The organism is Pantoea sp. At-9b, from assembly GCF_000175935.2.
GTDB lineage: Bacteria > Pseudomonadota > Gammaproteobacteria > Enterobacterales > Enterobacteriaceae > Pantoea.
Window position 1 is genome coordinate 2225119 of record NC_014837.1, and the last position, 20263, is coordinate 2245381.

The following is a 20263-nucleotide window of genomic DNA, read 5'->3' on the forward strand; positions in this document are numbered from 1 at the left end:
ATAGAGCTGAAGGGCCGAAAAAGCTATGCTGCTGTCCATACTCACCAGTCGCAGTGGATTATGAACAAGATTGTATATGTGGAAGATGAACCGGAAGTCGGTGAACTGATTGCCGCCTACCTTGGACGTCATGACATTGACGTTATCGTGGAAACGCGCGGCGATCGCGCTGAGGCCACCATTGCCGCCGCCGATCCCGACCTGGTGATGCTGGATATCATGCTACCGGGCAAAGACGGGATGACGCTGTGCCGTGATTTGCGCGCCAGTTGGCAGGGACCGATTGTGCTGCTGACTTCGCTCGATAGCGATATGAACCACATTCTGGCGCTGGAAATGGGTGCCAACGACTATATTCTCAAAACCACTCCGCCCGCTGTGCTGCTGGCGCGCCTGCGTCTCCATTTACGCCAGGCGCACATCAGTCAGCCGGAAATGACACCGGCGGTACAAAGCTCGCAAAAAGTATTGCGCTTTGGTTCGCTGACTATCGACGCGCTGAATCGCCAGGTGACGCTGTTTGACGAAAACATCACCCTGTCGACTGCCGATTTCGATCTGCTGTGGGAGCTGGCGAACCACGCCGGACAGATCCTCAATCGCGATGCGCTGTTACAAACCCTGCGTGGCGTCAGCTATGACGGGATGGATCGCAGCATTGATGTGGCAATTTCCCGCCTGCGCAAAAAGCTCTACGACAGCGCAACCGAGCCGTTCCGCATCAAAACCATCCGTAACAAAGGTTATCTGTTCGCGCCGCAGGCCTGGGATACCCGTTCCGCATGAGAAAGCTCTTTATCCAGTTCTATCTGCTGCTGTTTGTCTGCTTTCTGGTGATGACCCTGCTGGTTGGGCTGGTGTACAAATTCACCGCCGAACGTGCCGGACGCCAGTCGATGAACGATTTGATGGCCAGTTCGCTGTTTTTGATGCGTAGCGAGTTGCGCGAGATACCGCCACACGACTGGAACAAAACCATTCGTAGCCTCGATCTTAACCTCTCGTTTGACCTGCACATCGAGCCAATGAGTAAATATGAACTTGATGAGCTGAATATGAAGCGGCTGCGTGCCGGTGAAATCGTCGCGCTTGATGATCAGTACACCTTCCTGCAACACATCCCGCGCAGCCATTATGTGTTGTCGGTTGGGCCGATCCCTTACCTGTTTTATCTGCATCAGATGCGCCTGCTGGATATCGCCTTGCTGGCGTTTATCGGTATGTCGCTGGCGTTGCCGGTGTTTATCTGGATGCGCCCACACTGGAAAGAGATGCTGCGGCTGGAGAAAGCAGCGCAGCGCTTCGGGCGTGGCGAACTTGACGTGCGCACCCATTTCGACAGTACCTCCAGCCTGTTCCGCCTCGGCGTGGCCTTCAACCAAATGGCCGATAACATCAATACGCTGGTCGCCAGCAAAAAGCAGTTGATCGACGGCATCGCCCACGAGCTACGTACCCCGCTGGTGCGGCTGCGTTATCGGTTGGAGATGAGCGAAAACCTGAGCGAATCCGAATCCGCCGCGCTGAACCGTGATATCGGCCAGTTAGAAAGCCTGATTGAAGAACTGCTGACCTATGCGCGTCTCGATCGTCCACGGGTGGATCTCAGTTTGAAATCCTTTGATCTCGCCGAATGGCTCCGGCTGCATATTGAAGATGTGCAGGCGATCAATCCCCAGGCGCAGATCGACCTCGACATCCCACAGCGTGAAAACTACGGTGTCGCCGACACCCGTTTGATGGAGCGCGTGCTGGATAACCTGGTGAACAATGCGCTGCGCTACGCCCAGTCACGGTTACGCGTCAGCCTGTGGTTTGACGGCAGCGTCGGTTGCCTGCAAGTGGAGGATGATGGCCCGGGCATCCCGCAGGAAGAACGCGAGCGTGTGTTTGAGCCATTTGTACGTCTTGACCCCAGCCGCGATCGCGCCACCGGGGGTTGTGGCCTGGGGCTGGCGATTGTCCACTCCATCGCCCTGGCGTTGCAAGGCAACGTCACCATTGAAAGCAGCCCGTTGGGCGGTGCCAGCGTTCGCTTTTGCTGGCCGGTTGATTTACCCTTGCGGGAAGTCCCGTCGCGCTTAACTTAACAAGGAGTTTGCCCGTGTCCTCAGCTTATCAGGAACTTAGCCGCACTTTTCTGCGCCTGTCTCGTTTCGGTCATTTAGGTGCCATTGCTGGCGTTGATATGCAAACCGCCATGCCTGCCGGTGGCAGTCGCGCCCGGGGTGAAGCGATGGCGGAATTGAGCGTGTTTATGCACGAACTGCTGACCGATAAGCGTCTTGGCGGGTTGTTTACTGCGGCGCAGCAGGAATCGCTCAACGATGTAGAGCAGGCAAACCTGAAGGAAATGCAACGCGCCTGGCAGCAGGCCACCTTACTGCCCGCCTCATTGGTCGAAGCCAAGTCCCTCGCCGGTTCCCGCTGCGAACATGCCTGGCGTACCCAGCGCCCGGCGAACGACTGGCAAGGTTTCTCGGCCAACCTGAAAGAGGTGGTGAAACTGAGCCGCGAAGAAGCGCAACTGCGTGCTGATGCGCTCGGTGTCTCGCGCTACGACGCCCTGCTGGACGTGTTTGAACCGGGGATGACCAGCGCCCAGCTCGACCAAACTTTCGGTGATTTAAAAAGCTGGCTGCCGGACCTGTTACAAAAAGTGGTGGCGAAACAGCAACAGCAAACCACCCTCGCCCCGGTTGGCCCCTTCGCCATTGATGCCCAAAAACAGCTCGGCCTGAGCCTGATGGCGACGCTGGGCTTCGATTTTAATCATGGCCGCCTCGACGTCAGCGCCCATCCGTTCTGTGGCGGTGTGCCGGAAGACGTGCGCATTACCACCCGTTACAACGAGAACGACTTCCTCAGCGCCATGATGGGGGTGATTCACGAAACCGGCCATGCGCGTTATGAGCAGAATCTGCCACAACAGTGGCGCGGGCAGCCGGTCGCCCATGCACGCTCCACCGCGATGCACGAATCGCAGAGCCTGTTTATGGAGATGCAACTCGGACGCAGCCGTGAGTTTCTCCAGCATATTCAGCCGCAGGTGATTGGCCTGATGGGCGATCAACCGGCCCTGAGTAGCGAAAACTTTATCCGCCTGACCCAACGCGTGAAACCGGGTTTTATTCGTGTCGATGCCGATGAACTGAGCTACCCGGCGCATGTCATCCTGCGTTACGAAATCGAACGTGCGTTGATTGAGGGAGAGATTGACGTCGACGACATCCCGGCGCTGTGGGACGAGAAGATGCAGCAGTCGTTGGGTATCGATACACGCGGTAATTACCGTGACGGCTGTATGCAGGATATTCACTGGACGGACGGTGCCTTTGGTTACTTCCCGACTTACACCTTAGGGGCGATGTATGCCGCTCAATTGTTCCAGGCGGTTAAACGTGCGATCCCGCAGGTCAGCGAGCTGATTCAACAGGGTGAGCTGCAACCGGTGTTTGACTGGCTGCAACAAAACATTTGGCAGCACGGCAGCCGTTTCCCGACCCAACAATTACTGGTGAACGCCACCGGCGAAGGTTTAAATCCTGACTATTTCCGTCAGCATCTTGAACAACGTTACCTGGCTGAGTAAACTGCGCGGCGTTTTCGTAGCGGCGCGATTCATCGCGCCTTTTTCGCCGTATAAAACCCCGCGCGATAAATCGCGCCGCTACAACCTTTCCTTTGTACAATCCGTTACACGCCGATACCAATCCCTCACGGAAAGAACTGCTGCGATTTCATATAGTCATTTCACCGGCCCCGCAGTGGGCTACACATGAAAAAATAGTTCGAGGAATTTGCAATGAAAAAATTATTTGCGCTGGTGATCGCCGCTGCTATGGGTCTGTCTTCTGTAGCGTTCGCAGCTGAAACCACTGCTACCCCGGCTCCGGCTGCTGCTGCAACCACCACCGCTGCACCGGTTAAACATAAAGCGACTACGCACAAACACAAGAAAGCCGCTGCTCAGAAAGCACAGGCTGCCAAAAAACACAAAAAAGCAGCAAAGAAAAAAGCCGCTCCAGCCGCACAAAAGGCTCAGGCTGCCAAAAAGCACCACAAAAAAGTAACAAACCTGCTGCACAGAAAGCTCAGGCTGCTAAAAAGCACCACAAAAAAGCGACCAAAAAAGCCGCTAAATAAGGTTGCCTTCGCGCGCCCGACCTTGCATTAATGATTGAAAACACCCGGTTCTGCCGGGTGTTTGTTTACTGGAGTAGCGGAATATGGTGCGTCGCTATCGCTTCGAAATCATTTTGATTGTGGTGATCCTGTGCGGCATTGTCGCAGCCAGTTTTTTTATTTAGTCGTTGTAGCGTGCTGATTATTCCAATATTTCTCCCTTTTTTACCGCTCACCGACTATAGTTATCGCTCAAGCGTGATGACAAAAACCTCTACTTATTCTCGCCATTGAGAGAACTATGCGCCTGGCTATCCTGTTATTTGTTGGTATTTTCAGCTTTAACCTCGCAGCACATGCCGATGATGAAGACGGGCCAAGTCCTGATGACATCAAAACCCTGTTCTTTGGCAAGGATCACCGTAAAGCCATCAGCGATGTCAGCGCTGCCCCGTGGGACGCTATCGGCCAACTGGAAACCGAAAGCGGTAACCTGTGTACCGCAACGCTGATCTCGGCCCATCTGGCGTTAACCGCCGGTCACTGCCTGCTTACCCCACCCGGTAAGTTTGATAAACCCGTGGCGTTGCGTTTTATGGCGGGCAGCAAAGGCTGGCGCTATGAAATTCATGACATTGATGCACGCGTGGAACCATCGCTGGCGCGTAAGTTAAAAGCAGATGGTGAAGGCTGGATCGTGCCGCCGGACGCGGCCCCGTTTGATTACGGTTTGGTGATTCTGCACAATCCGCCGTCAGCGATCACCCCGATTCCGCTGTTTGACGGATCGCGTGGCGATTTAACCGATGCGTTAAAAGCCACCGGACGCAAAGTGACGCAGGCGGGTTATCCGGAAGACCATCTGGATACGCTGTATTCACACAGCGATTGTTTGATTACCGGCTGGGCGCAGCGTGCGGTGCTGTCGCATCAATGCGATACCCTGCCAGGCGACAGTGGTTCACCGTTGTTATTGAAAAAAGATGATGGCTGGCAGCTGATTGCCGTACAAAGCTCGGCACCCGCCCCGGCCGATCGTTATCGTGCCGATAACCGCGCCATTGCTGTCACCTCGTTCCGTGACAAGCTGGAAGCGCTAGCGCAATAACATTGCGCTAGCCCTGTAGCCGCGCGATTTATCGCGCGGGTCTTACCAGCAACGCGCACAGAAAGGCGCGATTAATCGCGCCGCTACGAGCATCACCCCATCTGCTCCATCGTTTGCACAATGCGCTTTTCCGAAATCGGATAAGGTGTCCCCAGTTGCTGGGCAAAGTAGCTGATGCGCAACTCTTCCAGCATCCAGCGAATCGCCAATACTTCCTCATCATCCTGACGCTGCGGCGGCAGCTTGTTACGCCAGCTCTGCCACGCCTGCTCCACCGCCTGCACCTTCAGCATCCGCGCCCGATCGCTGTGTGGGTCGACCGGCAGTTTCTCCAGACGACGTTCGATGCCCTGCAAATACCGTAAGGTATCCGCCAGCCGCTGCCAGCCATTGCCGGTCACGAAACCTCGATATACCAGGCCACTCATCTGATTTTTAATATCCGTCAGAGCCAGCGCCAATGACATATCCACCCGGCCCTTCAGGCGTTTGTTGATATTGAATACGCAGGTCAGGATCTGCTCCACCTGCTTCGCGATGGTGACCACCGTTTCATTCAGCTCAGCCCGCACTTTGTCACGCAACTGCTCGAAGTTCTCCTGCTGCCACGCCGGGCCGCCAGCTTCACCCATCAGTTTATCGACACCGCAGGCGATGCAGTCATCAATCAACTCCAGCACTTTGCCATAAGGGTTAAAGTACAGACCGAGTTTGGCCTTGTTCGGCAGCTTCTCATGCAGATATTTTATCGGTGACGGAATGTTCAGCAGCAGCAAGCGGCGCTGACCGCGCCACATCATCTTTTGTTGCTCCTGCTCACTGTCGAACAGGCGAATGGCCACGCTGTCTTTTTCGTCCACCAGTGCTGGCCAGGCTTTAACCTGATAACTGCCACGCTTCTGTTCATAGCTTTGCGGCAAATCACCGAAGCTCCAGATGTGCAGACCGCTCTGTTCCAGCCCGTCATCGGCCACTTTAGACAGGGTTTCCTGTACTTTGCCTTTCAACGCCAGCTTCAATTGATGCAGGTCCTTGCCTTCCTGCAACTTACGGTTATGTTCGTCAACCACGCGGAAAGTCATTTTCAGGTGATCGGGCACCTGATCCCACTGCCAGGCTTCGCGGTCAATGGTGACGCCAGTCATGCGGCGGAATTCACGTTCCAGCGCGTCCAGCAACGGCAGCTCCAGCGCGCTGACGCGACCGAGGAACGCCTCGGCATAGTTCGGGGCGGGCACCAGATTGCGTCGCACCGGTTTCGGCAACGACTTAATCAACGCAATCACCAACTCACGACGCACGCCCGGGATCTGCCACTCAAATCCCGCGTCATCAACCTGGTTTAACAGCGGCAGCGGAATATGCACCGTCACCCCGTCGGCATCGGCACCCGGCTCAAACTGGTAACTGAGTTTCAGTTTCAGGTTGCCCTGATGCCAGAAATTCGGGTAATCCAGTTGACTGACTTTCTCCGCGCCATCTTTGATCAGCATCTGTTTGTCGAAACTCAGCAGATCCGGGTTATCTTTGCTGGCTTTTTTCCACCAGCTGTCAAAATGCCGGGCGGAAACCACCTCGCTGCCGATACGCCGATCGTAGAAAGCAAACAAGGTTTCATCATCAACGAGGATGTCACGGCGTCGTGATTTATGTTCCAGATCTTCCACTTCGCTGCGCAGCTTTTGGTTGCTGCGGAAAAAAGCGTGACGGTTCTGCCAGTCGCCCTCGACTAACGCATGGCGGATGAACAGCTCACGGCTCAATGGCGCATCAATTTGGCCGTAGTTAACCTTACGCGCCTGCACAATCGGCAAACCGTACAGCGTCACTTTTTCGCTCGCCATCACCGCGCCCTGCGCCTTTTCCCAGTGCGGTTCGCTGTAGCTGCGCTTCAGTAAATGCTGCGCCAGCGGTTCGATCCACTCCGGATCGATGCGTGCCGCAATGCGTCCCCACAACCGGCTGGTCTCAACCAGCTCAGCCACCATGGTCCATTTGGGCGGTTTCTTAAACAGCCCGGAACCGGGGAAGATGGAGAAGCGCGCATTCCGCGCACCAGTAAATTCCTGTTTTTCAGCATCTTTCTGGCCGATGTGGGAGAGCAAACCACTCAGCAACGCGCAGTGCACTTCACGATAAGGGGCTGGCTCGCTGTTGACCGGCATGCCCTGCTCCCGCACCACCTGACGCAGCTGGGTATAGATATCCTGCCATTCGCGCACGCGCAGATAGTTGAGGTAATCGCTTTTACACTGACGGCGGAACTGATTGCCTGACAGCGCCTTCTGTTGTTCCTGGAGATAGTTCCACAGATTGACGAAGGCGAGGAAATCGGACTCTTTATCAGCAAATCGCCGATGTTTCTCGTCCGATGCCTGCTGTTTCTCCACCGGACGCTCACGCGGGTCCTGAATCGACAAGGCCGCCGTGATGATCATCGCTTCGCGCACACAACCAAATTTCTGCGCTTCCAGCACCATGCGTGCCAGACGGGGATCGACCGGCAGCAACGCCAGTTGACGTCCTGACGCCGTCAGTTTGTAGTGGCTGTCTTCATTGACGGTGATCGCCCCCAACTCCTCCAGCAGCCGCACCCCGTCCTGGATATTGCGTTTATCCGGCGCTTCGACAAACGGGAACGCAGCAATATCGCCGAGGCCGAGCGCGGTCATCTGCAAGATAACCGACGCGAGGTTAGTGCGCAGAATTTCCGGATCGGTAAACTCTGGCCGACTGAGGAAATCGTCTTCGGAGTAGAGACGAATACAGATACCTTCCGACACACGGCCACAGCGGCCTTTACGCTGGTTAGCCGATGCCTGGGAAACCGGCTCAATCGGCAAACGCTGCACTTTGGTGCGATAGCTGTAGCGGCTGATACGCGCCGTACCGGGATCGATCACGTACTTAATGCCGGGAACGGTCAGTGAGGTTTCCGCCACGTTGGTCGCCAGTACGATGCGGCGTCCACTGTGTGACTGAAACACCCGGTTCTGCTCTGCATTCGACAGTCGGGCATACAGCGGCAGAATTTCGGTGTGGGGCAAATCGCGCTTCATCAGCGCATCGGCGGTATCACGAATTTCGCGTTCCCCGCTCATAAAGATCAGGATATCGCCCCGGCTTTCCTGCCCCAGTTCATCCACCGCATCGAAAATCGCCTGAAGTTGGTCACGATCGGTATCCTCGGCCTCTTCAACGATGGGGCGATAACGCACCTCCACCGGAAAGGTACGCCCGGAAACTTCAATCACCGGCGCGTGATGAAAATGGCGTGAAAAACGCTGTGGATCGATGGTCGCCGAGGTGATGATCACCTTTAAATCAGGACGGCGCGGCAGCAGCTCGCGCAGATAACCGAGCAGAAAATCGATGTTCAGGCTGCGTTCGTGCGCTTCATCAATAATGATGGTGTCATATTGCAGCAGCAACCGGTCCTGCTGGATTTCTGCCAGCAGAATACCGTCCGTCATCAGCTTCACCTGAGTGGTGTCACTGACTTGATCATTAAAACGTACCTTGTAGCCGATACAGCCGCCGAGCGAGGTTTCCAGCTCATCGGCGATGCGGTTGGCCACCGTTCGTGCCGCCAGACGGCGTGGCTGGGTATGCCCAATCAGCCCTTTCACCCCACGCCCCAGCGCCAGACAAATCTTCGGTAACTGGGTGGTTTTCCCCGAACCGGTTTCACCCGCAACGATCACCACCTGATGATCGCGAATCGCCTCTGCAATCGCCTGCTGTTTCTGGCTGACCGGCAAATTTTCCGGAAAGGTAATGCGCGGCGTGGCGGCCATGCGCTGCGCCACACGCTGCTCGGCGAGGCTGAACTCAGCGTCCAGCTCGGCCGCAATCCCTTGCTGCGCGTCAGGATTTTTCACTTTGGTCGCGCCCTGGAGCCGCCGCTGTAACCGTTGGCGGTCGCGTAGCATCAGGTTATCAAGACGCGTCCAGAGAGGAGCCAAAGGTGAAGTAACAGATGATGACATAGTGGTGAATTACCGGCGTATTCAACGAATTAATGGACGGCATGATAGCATAATTTGCCCCTGCCGCCCTGACCGTGCGTGCGGCCTTATTCAATAAATTCGAACATAGGTCTCGAAATATTGCGCTTTTCACCGCACGGTGATCTCCGTAGAGTGTAACGCATTGAGCGGTAAGCCTTCCGCGTAACAAACAGGAAAACACCATGAGCAAAGTATTAGTTCTGAAATCCAGCATCCTCGCCGGTTACTCTCAGTCCAACCAACTGGCTGATTTCTATGTTGAGCAGGCACAGAGCAAAGGTGATGCCGTCACCGTGCGCGACCTGGCTGCGAATCCGATCCCGGTTCTGGACGGTGAGCTGGTTGGCGCGCTGCGTCCGTCTGACGCTCCGCTGTCTCCGCGTCAACAGGAAGCGCTGGCGCTGTCTGACGAACTGATTGCTGAATTGCAGGCTCATGACGTGGTGGTGATCGCTGCGCCAATGTACAACTTCAACATCCCGACTCAGCTGAAAAACTACTTCGACCTGATTGCCCGTGCTGGCGTGACTTTCCGTTACACCGAAGCAGGCCCGGAAGGTCTGGTGAAAGGCAAACGTGCGGTGATCCTGTCCAGCCGTGGCGGCATCCATAAAGATACCCCGACCGACCTGCTGACCCCATACGTTAAGCTGTTCCTCGGCTTCATCGGTATCACCGATGTGAACTTCGTGTTCGCTGAAGGTATCGCTTACGGTCCAGAAGTGGCGACCAAAGCGGCCAGCGATGCCAAAGACGCGATCAAAGAAATTGTTGCTGCGTAAGCGCTAAAAAAGAATGCTATCTTTTTGCCGGGCCTGAGTGCCCGGTTTTTTTTGGGCTATTTTCGCAGCCATTGCCCGTTAATACCCTGCACATACTCGCCGGTTCCGGCACGATCGACCAGTTTCTCCCCGGCAATGCGCGCCACTTCGCCGGTGGTGAGATTGTTCTGCTGCGCCACTCGCTGATACTGTTGGCTCCGTCCCTCGTTAATCCGTTTCACCAGCGCCAGGGTTTCGCTGTCCTGTTGCCGGGCCGCAATATAGCCGCTCAGGGTTTCCCCGACACGCCCCTGCTGACGAGCCTGATCGAGCGTCAGCGCCCAGGCGGAAGGGATCAATAACGTCGCCAGCAACAAGGCGATTGCTTTGCGTTTCATCGCCACCCTCCTCAAAATAATCCGCTCTGATTTTTCAGCAGCGCTTCCACATCTTTATCGACCTTGATGTGGATTTCATGCTCGATTTTCACATTCATATTGATGGTGATCGGCTCTTTCGGTGCGGCAACTTCAATACGCGGCACGCAACCGATCAGCGGCAGCCCGGCTGCCAGCACCAGTAATGCCCTCAGGCTCATGGTTGGGGATCCTTCTTGGATGGCAGGGTGGCATTTTGCTCCACCCAGGATTGCAAATTATCGCCAAAACGCAGGCTGCGCCACAGCTGGAACAGGTTTTCCTGATGACGGTAGTTAAGATTGACCGACTGGCGGCGATTGCTGAACTGGCTGGTGCCCTTGACCTCCGATTGCAGAGTCAGATTGCCGAAGTTATCCAGATCCAGTGTGGCCCACGAACGGGAGATCTCCATATAGCGCAGCCAGTCCATCGCCACGCCTGCGGCAATATTGTTGCTGGTAATGGCATCGGCCATATCTTTATCCATGCGGAACGTGAGGGGGCCACTGTTGGCGATCCAGCCTTTTTCAATCAGCCAGCGCGGGTTATTCACCCACAGCGGCAACTCGCCATTCACCTTGCCGGACATGGCAAATTGCTTTGGTTTGATAGCGGTAATCAGACGGCTGAGATCGATGTCGCGCAGGGAAATATGCGCCGCCTCATGCTGCGGCAGGCGCAGTTCTGGCAAGCTGACATGGCCGCCCAGCAGATCAAGATTGACGTTGGACAGCGTCAACGGCTGGCGTTCCTGCCAGGGATAATGCCCCTGTAAATCGGCGGTGATGTTCTGCAAGGCAAACTGGTTTTTCACCTCAGCAATGCGCAGCGAAACCGGCCCGCGCCGTCCGAGCTGCCACTGGTGCGCCTTGAGGCGGAACGGTAGTGAAAAATCGATACCGTTGATTTCGCTGTCCGGCATCCATACGCTGCCTTTTTTCACCGCCCAGTGGCCTCCGGCTTCTAAGCCCTGATCGGTGGCGGCAGAGAAAGCCACCTGAGCCTGGAGTTGCCCGGATTGAATACGCATCTTTAAATCGCTACTGAGCAGCGGCTGGAATACCGTCAGCGATTGCGCCGGCCACCAGGCTTCACCGCGCAGGCGCTCACCATCCCAACGTCCGTGTACCCGTAATGGGCCGATATCTCCGGCCTTAAGCTGGCCGCGCCAGATAAACTGGCTGGGATCGCGACCTTTGGCGGCAAATTCAAGTTCTGAAGGCGGCAGCCAGCCACCATAGCTAAATTGCGTCTGGCCGGATTTCAGCACAAAGCCGCCGTTGAAACTGGGTTGTTGCGCATCGCGTTGCCAACGTACTGGCGCGGTCAGGGTTAAACGGGGTTTGCCAACTTGCACCATGCCATACGCCAGTTGATCGAAACCGGTATCCAGCGTATCGAGACTGATCAGCGTATCCTGCCAACTGCCGGTACCTCTGACATCCCATTTAGCGTCGAGTGGCTGCATCAGGCCATCCCCCCAGTAACGCCAGTTCCAGCGCCCGCTGTCCGGCCAAAACTGCGTCGCACGGCCATCAAGGTGCAAGCGTAAACGGCCAAAGCTGGGATCGTGCGCTTGCAGGATTGCCTGCAAGCGGCCATTAATCCCCTTGCTGCTCAGGGTGACACCAGCCAGTGGCCAGCGCGCCTCATCCACCTCCAGCGTCGACAGCAGGCGGCCACGCAGACGCAGCAACGCGCCCGGTTTCAGCACCAGTTGTGGGTCGGTCAACATTCCCTGCAACTCACCGGGGATGGCACCATACAATTGCAAGCTGGCAAATTTGCTTTCGCCGGTAAGCTGGAACGGTAAGGCGCTGTCAGTCAGGCTAAGGGTGCCGGGTCCGACGCTCAGCACCAGGTTGCCTTTGCCCCCTTTGCCTTGCGTCAGCAGGTTGAAGCGCCCCTGAACCTGGGTGTGATCCAGCCCCTGCTGCCAGTTGGTAAAGGTCAGCGCCAGGCCACCCGACAGTGGCTGCTCAGACTGCGGCCAGCGCCAGTGCCCCTGGCTAATCTGGATGTGCTGCTCATCAACCTGCCACGGCAGTTGCAGTAAGGGTTGATCGTCGCCCTGTTGGCTCACCGTCAAACTCCCCTGCTGCTGCTGCCAGTCCAGCGCCATTCGCAGTGGCTGTGGCCATTGCCTCAGGCTGACATCGCCCTGTAACGTCCCGGCGACCGGTAATCCGTCGGCAAAGGTCGGTAGCGTTAGCGAGCCTTGTAAATCCAGTGGTTTGGGCAGCAACGGCTGCGTCAGCGTTAGCCGCGAGAGGTGTAGCTCCTGTCCTTGCAGACGGGCGTCCACGGTAAGATTCTCGCCCTGATAATGCAGTTGCTGCGCGGTGTTATCCAGGGTGAGATCAAATTGCCCGGCATAGTGTTGCCACGGCAGCAGTACCAGTTGATCGAGGTGAATATCCGCGCCCGGTAGCATGGCCTGCCACTGTGCCAGCGTGCGGGGTGCATCACTCGGGGCGGTGTTTTGCGGCAGCGCTTGCAGGCAGTGGCTGTCGAGTTGCACTTGTCGGGCGCGCAGTTGCCAGCGCTGCTGCTGCCAACCGAGGCGGGCCTCGCTGACTTTCGCCAGTTCGCAATCGCCCGCCAGGTAACGCACTTCCGGGAAATAGAGGCCGCCCTGCTGCCAGCCAGGCGCACCGTTCAGCTCCACACGGGTATTTTCCGGCAGCCAGATGCCCGCCAGCCGCGGCAGCCATTGTGTCACCGTCAGCAGCAATCCCAGTAGCAGCAGTATCAGCGCCAGTAGCGCAGCAAGTATTCGGCGAAGGCTCCGCGTCATGGCAGCTAACGTTCCTGTCCCTTACAAAATCCTGACAAAGATGATGGCATGTTATGCCGGGTAAATGAAGGTTTTACCCGCCAGCAGCCAATTAATCGCGCGGTTTTTATCAGCAAAGTGACACAGAAAACGTTATTCTGTCTTCTGCCAACATTCCATTTTTCAGGAGCGAAACAATGAAAGTTGCGGTTTACAGTACCAAACAGTACGACCAGAAGTATCTTGAACATGTTAACGCCAGCTATGGATACGAACTGGTGTTCTTTGACTTTCTGCTGACGGAAACCACGGCCAAGAACGCCGTAGGTTGTGATGCCGTGTGTATTTTCGTTAATGATGATGGCAGCAAAGTGGTGCTGGAAGAGCTGGCGGCGCTGGGAGTGAAATATATCGCGCTGCGCTGTGCCGGTTTCAATAACGTCGATCTCGAGGCGGCGGCCGCTCTCGGATTGCAGGTGGTGCGCGTGCCCGCCTATTCGCCGGAAGCCGTGGCGGAACATGCCGTTGGCCTGATGATGACGCTGAACCGTCGCATCCATCGCGCGTATCAACGCACGCGTGATGCCAACTTCTCACTGGATGGCCTAACCGGTTTCAATATGTACGGTAAAACCGCCGGTGTGGTCGGCACCGGTAAGATTGGCGTGGCGGCGATGCGTATTCTGAAAGGATTTGGCATGCGTCTGCTGGCGTTTGATCCTTATCCCAGCGCCCAGGCGTTGGAGTTGGGTGCGGAATACGTCGATCTGAAAACCCTGCTGGCAGCCTCCGACGTCATCACCCTGCACTGTCCGCTAACGCCAGAAAATCACCATCTGCTCAACGCTGCCGCCTTCAGCCAGATGAAAGATGGCGTGATGATTATTAATACTAGCCGTGGCGGCTTAATTGATTCTCAGGCGGCGATCGATGCGCTGAAGCAGCAAAAAATCGGCTCACTGGGGATGGACGTGTATGAAAACGAACGCGATCTGTTCTTTGAAGACAAATCGAATGATGTGATTCAGGATGACGTGTTCCGTCGCCTGTCCGCCTGCCATAACGTGTTGTTTACCGGCCATCAGGCGTTTCTGACGGCGGAAGCCTTGACCGCCATCTCCGAAACCACGCTGAGCAATTTGCAGCAACTGGAACGCGGTGAAACCTGTCCTAATCTGGTGCAAGCCTGACAACGCGCGCCTGCGTTAGCGGGCGCAACGTCCACCGATCAGCGCCTGCTCATCGCAGCGACGACCATTCGCCATCTGGCACATGCCGATGCGCGAACCATCTAACTGGCGTGAAAACGCCAGCGTTCCCCCGGCATTGGCGCAATTGGTTTCCGCCAATGACGACATCACCACCTGCGGTTGAATATGTGCAGCGGTCGCCTGTTGTGGCGGTTCATTATCACTATTGCTGCTGCAAGCGGAAAGTAACAGCGCAGCACCGGCCAGCAGGAAGGAAGCGGCTTTCATCGATCAGGCTCCGGGCGGTTGGGGGAAAAATTCGAACCAGCATATGTCAGGCGCAGCAAGGGGTCGAGAGGCGACACAGCTTTTTACAAAATTTTCTTTCACACTTTGCAACCAGAATTATCCTGAATCCCCTTTCACACCCTCAAAGTGATGCAAAAAACCGCAACCTTAGTCAGCGGTGCGGCAAACCAATGGCATCACACAGATGAGAAAGTGACGCCTGGCCGCTTTGCTAGACTGAGATAATTAACCCCGGCAATTTTGCGGGCATTCTCAGCGAAGCAAAGGACGTTTTATGATTACCGTCGACGGCAATGGCGCAGTGGCATCTGTCGCTTTCCGCACCAGCGAAGTTATCGCCATTTATCCCATCACCCCCAGTTCCACCATGGCTGAACTCGCCGATGGCTGGTCCGGGGAAGGCCGCCGCAATATCTGGGGTGATGTACCACGCGTGGTTGAAATGCAATCCGAAGGCGGTGCGATTGCCACCGTGCATGGCGCACTGCAAACCGGCTCATTATCCACTTCATTCACCTCATCGCAGGGATTGTTGTTGATGATCCCGACCCTGTACAAACTGGCCGGACAGTTGATGCCGTTTGTACTGCATGTTGCCGCGCGCACCGTTGCCACCCATGCGTTATCCATCTTTGGCGATCACTCCGACGTGATGGCGGTGCGCCAGACCGGTTGTGCACAGTTATGTGCCTCCAGCGTCCAGGAAGCGCAGGATTTCGCCCTGATCGCCCAGATGGCGTCACTCAACAGCCGCATCCCGTTTATTCATTTCTTTGATGGCTTCCGGACCTCACACGAAATCAACAAAATTGTGCCGATCAGTGACGAAACGCTGCTGACGCTGATGCCACAGGAGGCGATTGCGCAACATCGTGCTCGCGCCCTGACGCCCGATCATCCCAGCGTGCGAGGCACCTCGGCTAACCCGGATACGTATTTCCAGTCGCGTGAAGCAACCAACCGTTGGTATGACGCCTGCACCGGGCATGTTGAAAGCGCGATGGCGGCGTTTGCCGCACAAACCGGCCGCCGTTATCAGCCGTTTGAGTTTTATGGCCACCCACAGGCGGAACGGGTGATCGTGATGATGGGGTCCGGCTGTGGTACCGCCGAAGAAGCCATTGATGAGTTGCTACAGCGCGGTGAGAAAGTCGGGCTGGTGAAGGTGCGCTTGTATCGCCCGTTCTCCGCACAGCATCTGCTCAGTGTGCTACCGTTATCGGCGCAACGCGTGGCGGTGCTGGATCGCACCAAAGAACCCGGCGCGCTGGGTGAACCGCTGTTTCTTGATGTGATGACGGCACTGGCTGAAGCCTTCAGCCGGGGCGAACGCCGCACCCTGCCGCAGGTGTGCGGCGGGCGTTATGGCCTGTCGTCCAAAGAGTTTGCCCCCGACGCGGTGCTGGCGGTGTTCCGCGCGCTGCAACGCCCCCAGCCCCCCGCGCGCTTTACCGTGGGAATTTATGATGATGTTACCCATCTCTCGCTGCCGCCCGAAGCCAACATTGTGCCGAACCGCGCCCATCTTGAAGCGTTGTTCTACGGACTGGGCAGTGATGGCAGCGTCAGCGCAACCAAAAACAACCTGAAAATCATCGGCAATGCTACGCCGTGGCAGGTGCAGGGTTATTTTGTTTATGACTCGAAAAAGGCGGGCGGCCTGACGGTTTCGCACTTGCGCGTCAGCCAGCAGCCGATTCAGTCCGCGTATCTGATCCAGCAGGCCGATTTTATTGGCTGCCACCAATTACAATTTATCGACAAATATTCGATGCTCGATCAACTGAAGCCCGGCGGCATTTTTCTGCTTAACACGCCCTATGCCGCCGATGAAGTCTGGCATCGCCTGCCGCAGGAGGTGCAGACACAGCTCAACGATAAGCAGGCGCGTTTTTATGTGATCAATGCGGCACGCATCGCGCGGGAATGCCAGCTCGGCGCACGCATCAATACCGTGATGCAGATGGCTTTCTTTCAACTGACGCAAATCCTGCCGGGCGACAGCGCCCTGAGCGAACTGCAAAACGCCATTGCCCGCAGCTATCGCAGCAAAGGCGAAGAGCTGGTGCAGCGCAACTGGCAGGCGCTGGCCATGGCACAACAAGCGTTGGAGGCCGTACCGTTGCAGGCGGTGGATGCGGACAGTCCACATCGCCCGCCGGTGGTCGCCGCTAACGCGCCCGATTTTGTTAAAACCGTCACCGCCGCCATGCTGGCCGGACTGGGCGATAAGTTACCGGTTTCCGCCCTGCCGCCCGATGGTAGCTGGCCCACCGGTACGACGCAGTGGGAAAAAAGGAATATTGCCGAAGCGATCCCCATCTGGCAGCCCGACCTTTGTACCCAATGCAATCATTGTGTGGCGGCCTGCCCCCATTCGGCGATTCGCGCCAAAGTGGTAACGCCAGAAGCGCTGGAAGGCGCGCCTATCAGCCTGGCATCTCTGGATGTCAAATCCCGCGATATGCGTGGACAAAAATACGTGTTGCAGGTGGCACCGGAGGATTGCACCGGCTGTAATCTGTGCGTCGAGGTCTGTCCGGCCAGCGATCGCCAGCACCCGGAGATCAAAGCCATCAATATGCAATCGCGCCTCGAACACGTCGAAACGGAAAAAATCAATTATGATGCGTTTCTCGCCCTGCCGGAGATCAGCGCCGAGCAGCTGGAGCGGATTGATATCCGTACCTCGCAGCTGATCACCCCGCTGTTCGAATATTCCGGTGCCTGTTCCGGTTGCGGGGAGACGCCGTATATCAAGCTGTTAACGCAGTTATACGGCGATCGCCTGCTGATCGCCAATGCCACCGGCTGTTCTTCCATCTACGGCGGTAATTTACCCTCCACGCCCTATACCACCAATGCGGAAGGACGCGGTCCGGCATGGGCCAATTCGCTGTTTGAAGATAACGCCGAATTTGGCTTAGGCTTCCGTCTGAGCGTCGATCAACAGCGCCAGCGCGCACTCCGTCTGCTGGAGCAATGCGCGGCGCAGTTGCCCGCAACGTTAGTTGCCGAACTTAAAGGTGACAACGTCACCACTTCCGTGCGACGGGAACAGATCAGCCAGTTACGTGCGCACTTACAGCATGCGCCGCACGCCGCCGCTCAGGCGTTAATCGCTGCGGCGGATGCGCTGGTCGATAAATCGGTGTGGTTAATCGGCGGGGATGGCTGGGCCTACGACATCGGTTACGGTGGGCTGGATCATGTGATGAGCCTGAGTGAAAACGTCAATGTCCTGGTGCTGGATACGCAATGTTACTCCAACACCGGCGGCCAGGCGTCGAAGGCCACCCCGCTCGGCGCGGTCACCAAATTTGGCGAGCAGGGAAAACGTAAGGCACGTAAAGATCTCGGCATGGCGACCTTGCTCTATGGCCATGTCTATGTGGCGCAGATTTCCCTTGGCGCGCAGTTGAATCAAACTGTGAAAGCGATTCAGGAAGCCGAGGCCTGGCCCGGACCGTCATTGATCATCGCCTACAGCCCGTGTGAAGAACACGGCTATGATCTCGCTTACAGCCACGAACAGATGCGCCTGCTGACCACCAGTGGATTCTGGCCATTGTATCGTTTTGACCCACGACGGGCGGAACAGGGTAAAGCCGCGCTGGCGCTGGATTCGCGCCCACCCACTTCCGAGCTGGAACAGGCGCTGATGAACGAACAGCGTTTCCGCCAGTTGCAAACCGAACAACCAGAAGCCGCGGCACAGCTTTGGCGGGATGCCAGCGAGGCCGCTAACCAGCGTTATCAGCGGTTAGCGGAGCTGGCAGGGAAAGCTGAGAAAAGTGAGTGATAAACAAAGCCCGGCGCAGAAGGCCGGGCTTGATGATAATTAACAGGGCTTGAGTTGGGTAATCGCCATCTCCACCGCCCGATTGGGTGATCCGGTTAATTCACGGTAGCGGAGTTGCAAATTTTGTAACTCCGTTGCTAACACATCTTTTTCTGTTGCCACGCCACGCTGCGCCAGTTCCAGGTAACATTGACCGACTAACCGGCACGCTTCTTCAAAAACCATATCGTAAGTTTGCATCCGCCTCTCCTCACCCTTTAGAAACTAAAGTAACTCTTGCCTTCATCCTGTCAGCGTGGCGCGAGCAAAATCTTCGCGCAGATCAATAAATGCACAAATAATTCGGGCAAAGAATGCTGATCTTTATCCTGAGCGATGATTAACCGGAAAAACGCGGCTTCTCCATGCGGAATCCCAGCCCGATAAGGCGACCAAATACGAAACGTAAGAACGGAAAACGGCGGATAAGGGTTGGCATGTTGCTTTTCTTACCCGGTTTGCGTTTGTTGCTACTCATTTTAATTTGCAGGAACTGGGTCGCCACCGTCGGGAACTGACGTCGCTTCTGCACGCGAGCCAGGTCACGCAGGGTAACCTCCCCGTGGCGTAGTGGCTGCGTCAGATAATTGGCGGCGGCGACCGCATCCTGTATCGCCAGATTCACACCAACACCGCCAATCGGCGACATGGCGTGCGCCGCATCACCGATACAGAGTAAACCCGGTTTCATCCAGCTATCGAGGCGGTCAATGCGGATCGACAGCAGCTTAAATTGCTGCCACTCCTTCAACTGGGACAGCCGCGCCACGCCAAAGGGCGCAACCTGCGCAATCGCAGCTTTGAATTGATCCAGCCCCGCCACTTGCAGCTCCTCAAACTCACCTTTGGGGATGGTGTAGCCACACTGCCAGTACTCACCGCGATCGATAACGATAAAGTTTTGCCGTGGCCCTTTATGTCCCATGCCCCAGACCGGATCGCCCTGCTGCTTATCCAGCCGGAACCAAACCACATCGCGCGAAGCACCAAACGCCCGGCTGGTTAACCCGGCAGCAGCACGCACGGCGGAGTTGCGGCCATCGGCCCCCACCACCAGTTGCGCGCGGATCTCGACCGGCCCCTGTTCGGTGATCGCGTGAATCCCGGCGACGCGGCCCTGGTTGTCAATAAACCGGTCAAAGGTGGTGGATTGCAGCAACGTAAATCCGGCATAACCCGCACTTTGCTGGGCGAGAAAGTTGAGGAAATCCCATTGCGGCATAAAGGCGATAAAACGGCACTGGACGGGAAGACGGGAGAAATCCGCCATGGTGACTTCCTGGCCTGCGATTTCAGCCTGCAATTTCTCCGCCCGTTGATGCGGCAGTTGCAGCAGCGCCTCCAGCAGACCAAGCTGGTGCATGATCTCCAGCGTCGAGGGATGAATGGTATCCCCGCGAAAATCACGCAGAAAATCGGCATGCTTTTCAATCACCACCACCCGCAGGCCGGCACGCACCAGCAGATATCCCAGCATTAACCCGGCCGGGCCGCCACCCACAATGCAGCAATCGGTGTTCAGGATCGCATTCGCTTCAGGCTTCATTCTCGCTCCTTGGTCAGCACCACCTGAGTTTATGATAATAATTATCATTTGTGTATAGTGATGGGTGCGGCGAGGCTTAATGGGGATGTCTGAAGTGAACAGCCGTAATCCGGTCGGCAGCCTCTCTGCATACCCCCGGATTACGGTGTTGTTTTTGCTGGCAGCTTTAAACCTCCGC

The 20263-nt window shown here is 56.4% G+C and carries 14 protein-coding genes and 1 pseudogene; 8 read left to right on the plus strand and 7 right to left on the minus strand.

Annotation, left to right across the window (positions count from 1 at the left end):
- Positions 1 to 60: 60 nt before the first annotated feature.
- The 5 genes and pseudogenes from rstA to PAT9B_RS10230 all read left to right on the plus strand — a co-directional run bounded on the left by rstA (position 61) and on the right by PAT9B_RS10230 (position 5233).
- Positions 61 to 786 (plus strand): two-component system response regulator RstA, encoded by a 726-nt coding sequence (rstA, locus tag PAT9B_RS10210; RefSeq protein WP_013509186.1) that lies wholly within the window; start codon positions 61 to 63, stop codon positions 784 to 786.
- Positions 783 to 2090 carry a two-component system sensor histidine kinase RstB gene (rstB, locus tag PAT9B_RS10215; RefSeq protein WP_013509187.1) on the plus strand — a complete coding sequence of 436 codons (1308 nt, stop codon included), beginning with the start codon at positions 783 to 785 and terminating at the stop codon, positions 2088 to 2090. The genes rstA and rstB overlap by 4 nt, the downstream gene beginning before the upstream one ends.
- Before the next feature lie 14 nt (positions 2091 to 2104).
- Positions 2105 to 3592 (plus strand): carboxypeptidase M32, encoded by a 1488-nt coding sequence (locus PAT9B_RS10220; protein WP_013509188.1) that lies wholly within the window; start codon positions 2105 to 2107, stop codon positions 3590 to 3592.
- A 213-nt stretch (positions 3593 to 3805) separates the two neighbouring features.
- Positions 3806 to 4146, plus strand: a pseudogene (gene asr / locus PAT9B_RS10225) (acid resistance repetitive basic protein Asr).
- A gap of 280 nt (positions 4147 to 4426) precedes the next feature.
- Entirely contained in the window at positions 4427 to 5233 is an 807-nt protein-coding gene (locus PAT9B_RS10230; protein ID WP_013509190.1) for a serine protease, read from the plus strand.
- Positions 5234 to 5325: 92 nt separating this feature from the next.
- On the opposite strand, the gene hrpA is transcribed toward PAT9B_RS10230, so the two are convergent.
- Positions 5326 to 9222, minus strand: coding sequence for an ATP-dependent RNA helicase HrpA (gene hrpA, locus PAT9B_RS10235; RefSeq protein WP_013509191.1), 3897 nt, complete (start codon positions 9220 to 9222; stop codon positions 5326 to 5328).
- A gap of 203 nt (positions 9223 to 9425) precedes the next feature.
- On the opposite strand from hrpA, the gene azoR reads away from it, so the two are divergent.
- A complete protein-coding gene (gene azoR / locus PAT9B_RS10240; protein WP_013509192.1) occupies positions 9426 to 10025 on the plus strand; it encodes an FMN-dependent NADH-azoreductase in 600 nt (199 codons plus the stop codon).
- Between the two features lie 56 nt (positions 10026 to 10081).
- Here the strand turns inward: azoR and PAT9B_RS10245 are convergent, their stop codons facing one another.
- From PAT9B_RS10245 to PAT9B_RS10255, 3 genes are read right to left on the minus strand one after another with little or no spacing between them, the layout of a single operon-like run.
- Complete coding sequence (locus tag PAT9B_RS10245) at positions 10082 to 10402, minus strand: YdbL family protein (protein ID WP_013509193.1); 321 nt, start codon at positions 10400 to 10402, stop codon at positions 10082 to 10084.
- Between the two features lie 11 nt (positions 10403 to 10413).
- The gene (locus tag PAT9B_RS10250; RefSeq protein ID WP_013509194.1) at positions 10414 to 10602 is read right to left on the minus strand and encodes a YnbE family lipoprotein; all 189 of its coding nucleotides are present in this window, start codon (positions 10600 to 10602) and stop codon (positions 10414 to 10416) included.
- Positions 10599 to 13220, minus strand: a complete 2622-nt coding sequence (locus PAT9B_RS10255; protein WP_013509195.1) for a YdbH family protein — start codon at positions 13218 to 13220, stop codon at positions 10599 to 10601. Before PAT9B_RS10255 ends, PAT9B_RS10250 begins: the two co-directional genes overlap by 4 nt.
- A gap of 176 nt (positions 13221 to 13396) precedes the next feature.
- On the opposite strand from PAT9B_RS10255, the gene PAT9B_RS10260 reads away from it, so the two are divergent.
- Positions 13397 to 14389 carry a 2-hydroxyacid dehydrogenase gene (locus PAT9B_RS10260; protein ID WP_013509196.1) on the plus strand — a complete coding sequence of 331 codons (993 nt, stop codon included), beginning with the start codon at positions 13397 to 13399 and terminating at the stop codon, positions 14387 to 14389.
- A gap of 15 nt (positions 14390 to 14404) precedes the next feature.
- Here PAT9B_RS10260 and PAT9B_RS10265 read toward each other — a convergent pair whose 3' ends face one another.
- On the minus strand, positions 14405 to 14677 hold the full coding sequence (locus tag PAT9B_RS10265) for a DUF333 domain-containing protein (protein ID WP_013509197.1): 273 nt from the start codon (positions 14675 to 14677) through the stop codon (positions 14405 to 14407).
- A gap of 295 nt (positions 14678 to 14972) precedes the next feature.
- Between PAT9B_RS10265 and nifJ the strand changes: the two genes are divergently transcribed.
- Positions 14973 to 18500 (plus strand): pyruvate:ferredoxin (flavodoxin) oxidoreductase, encoded by a 3528-nt coding sequence (gene nifJ, locus PAT9B_RS10270; RefSeq protein ID WP_013509198.1) that lies wholly within the window; start codon positions 14973 to 14975, stop codon positions 18498 to 18500.
- Positions 18501 to 18539: 39 nt separating this feature from the next.
- Here nifJ and PAT9B_RS10275 read toward each other — a convergent pair whose 3' ends face one another.
- Both PAT9B_RS10275 and PAT9B_RS10280 read right to left on the minus strand, forming a co-directional pair.
- A complete protein-coding gene (locus PAT9B_RS10275; protein WP_013509199.1) occupies positions 18540 to 18740 on the minus strand; it encodes a DUF2767 family protein in 201 nt (66 codons plus the stop codon).
- Positions 18741 to 18879: 139 nt separating this feature from the next.
- A complete protein-coding gene (locus PAT9B_RS10280; RefSeq protein WP_013509200.1) occupies positions 18880 to 20085 on the minus strand; it encodes an FAD-dependent oxidoreductase in 1206 nt (401 codons plus the stop codon).
- Positions 20086 to 20263 lie beyond the last annotated feature (178 nt).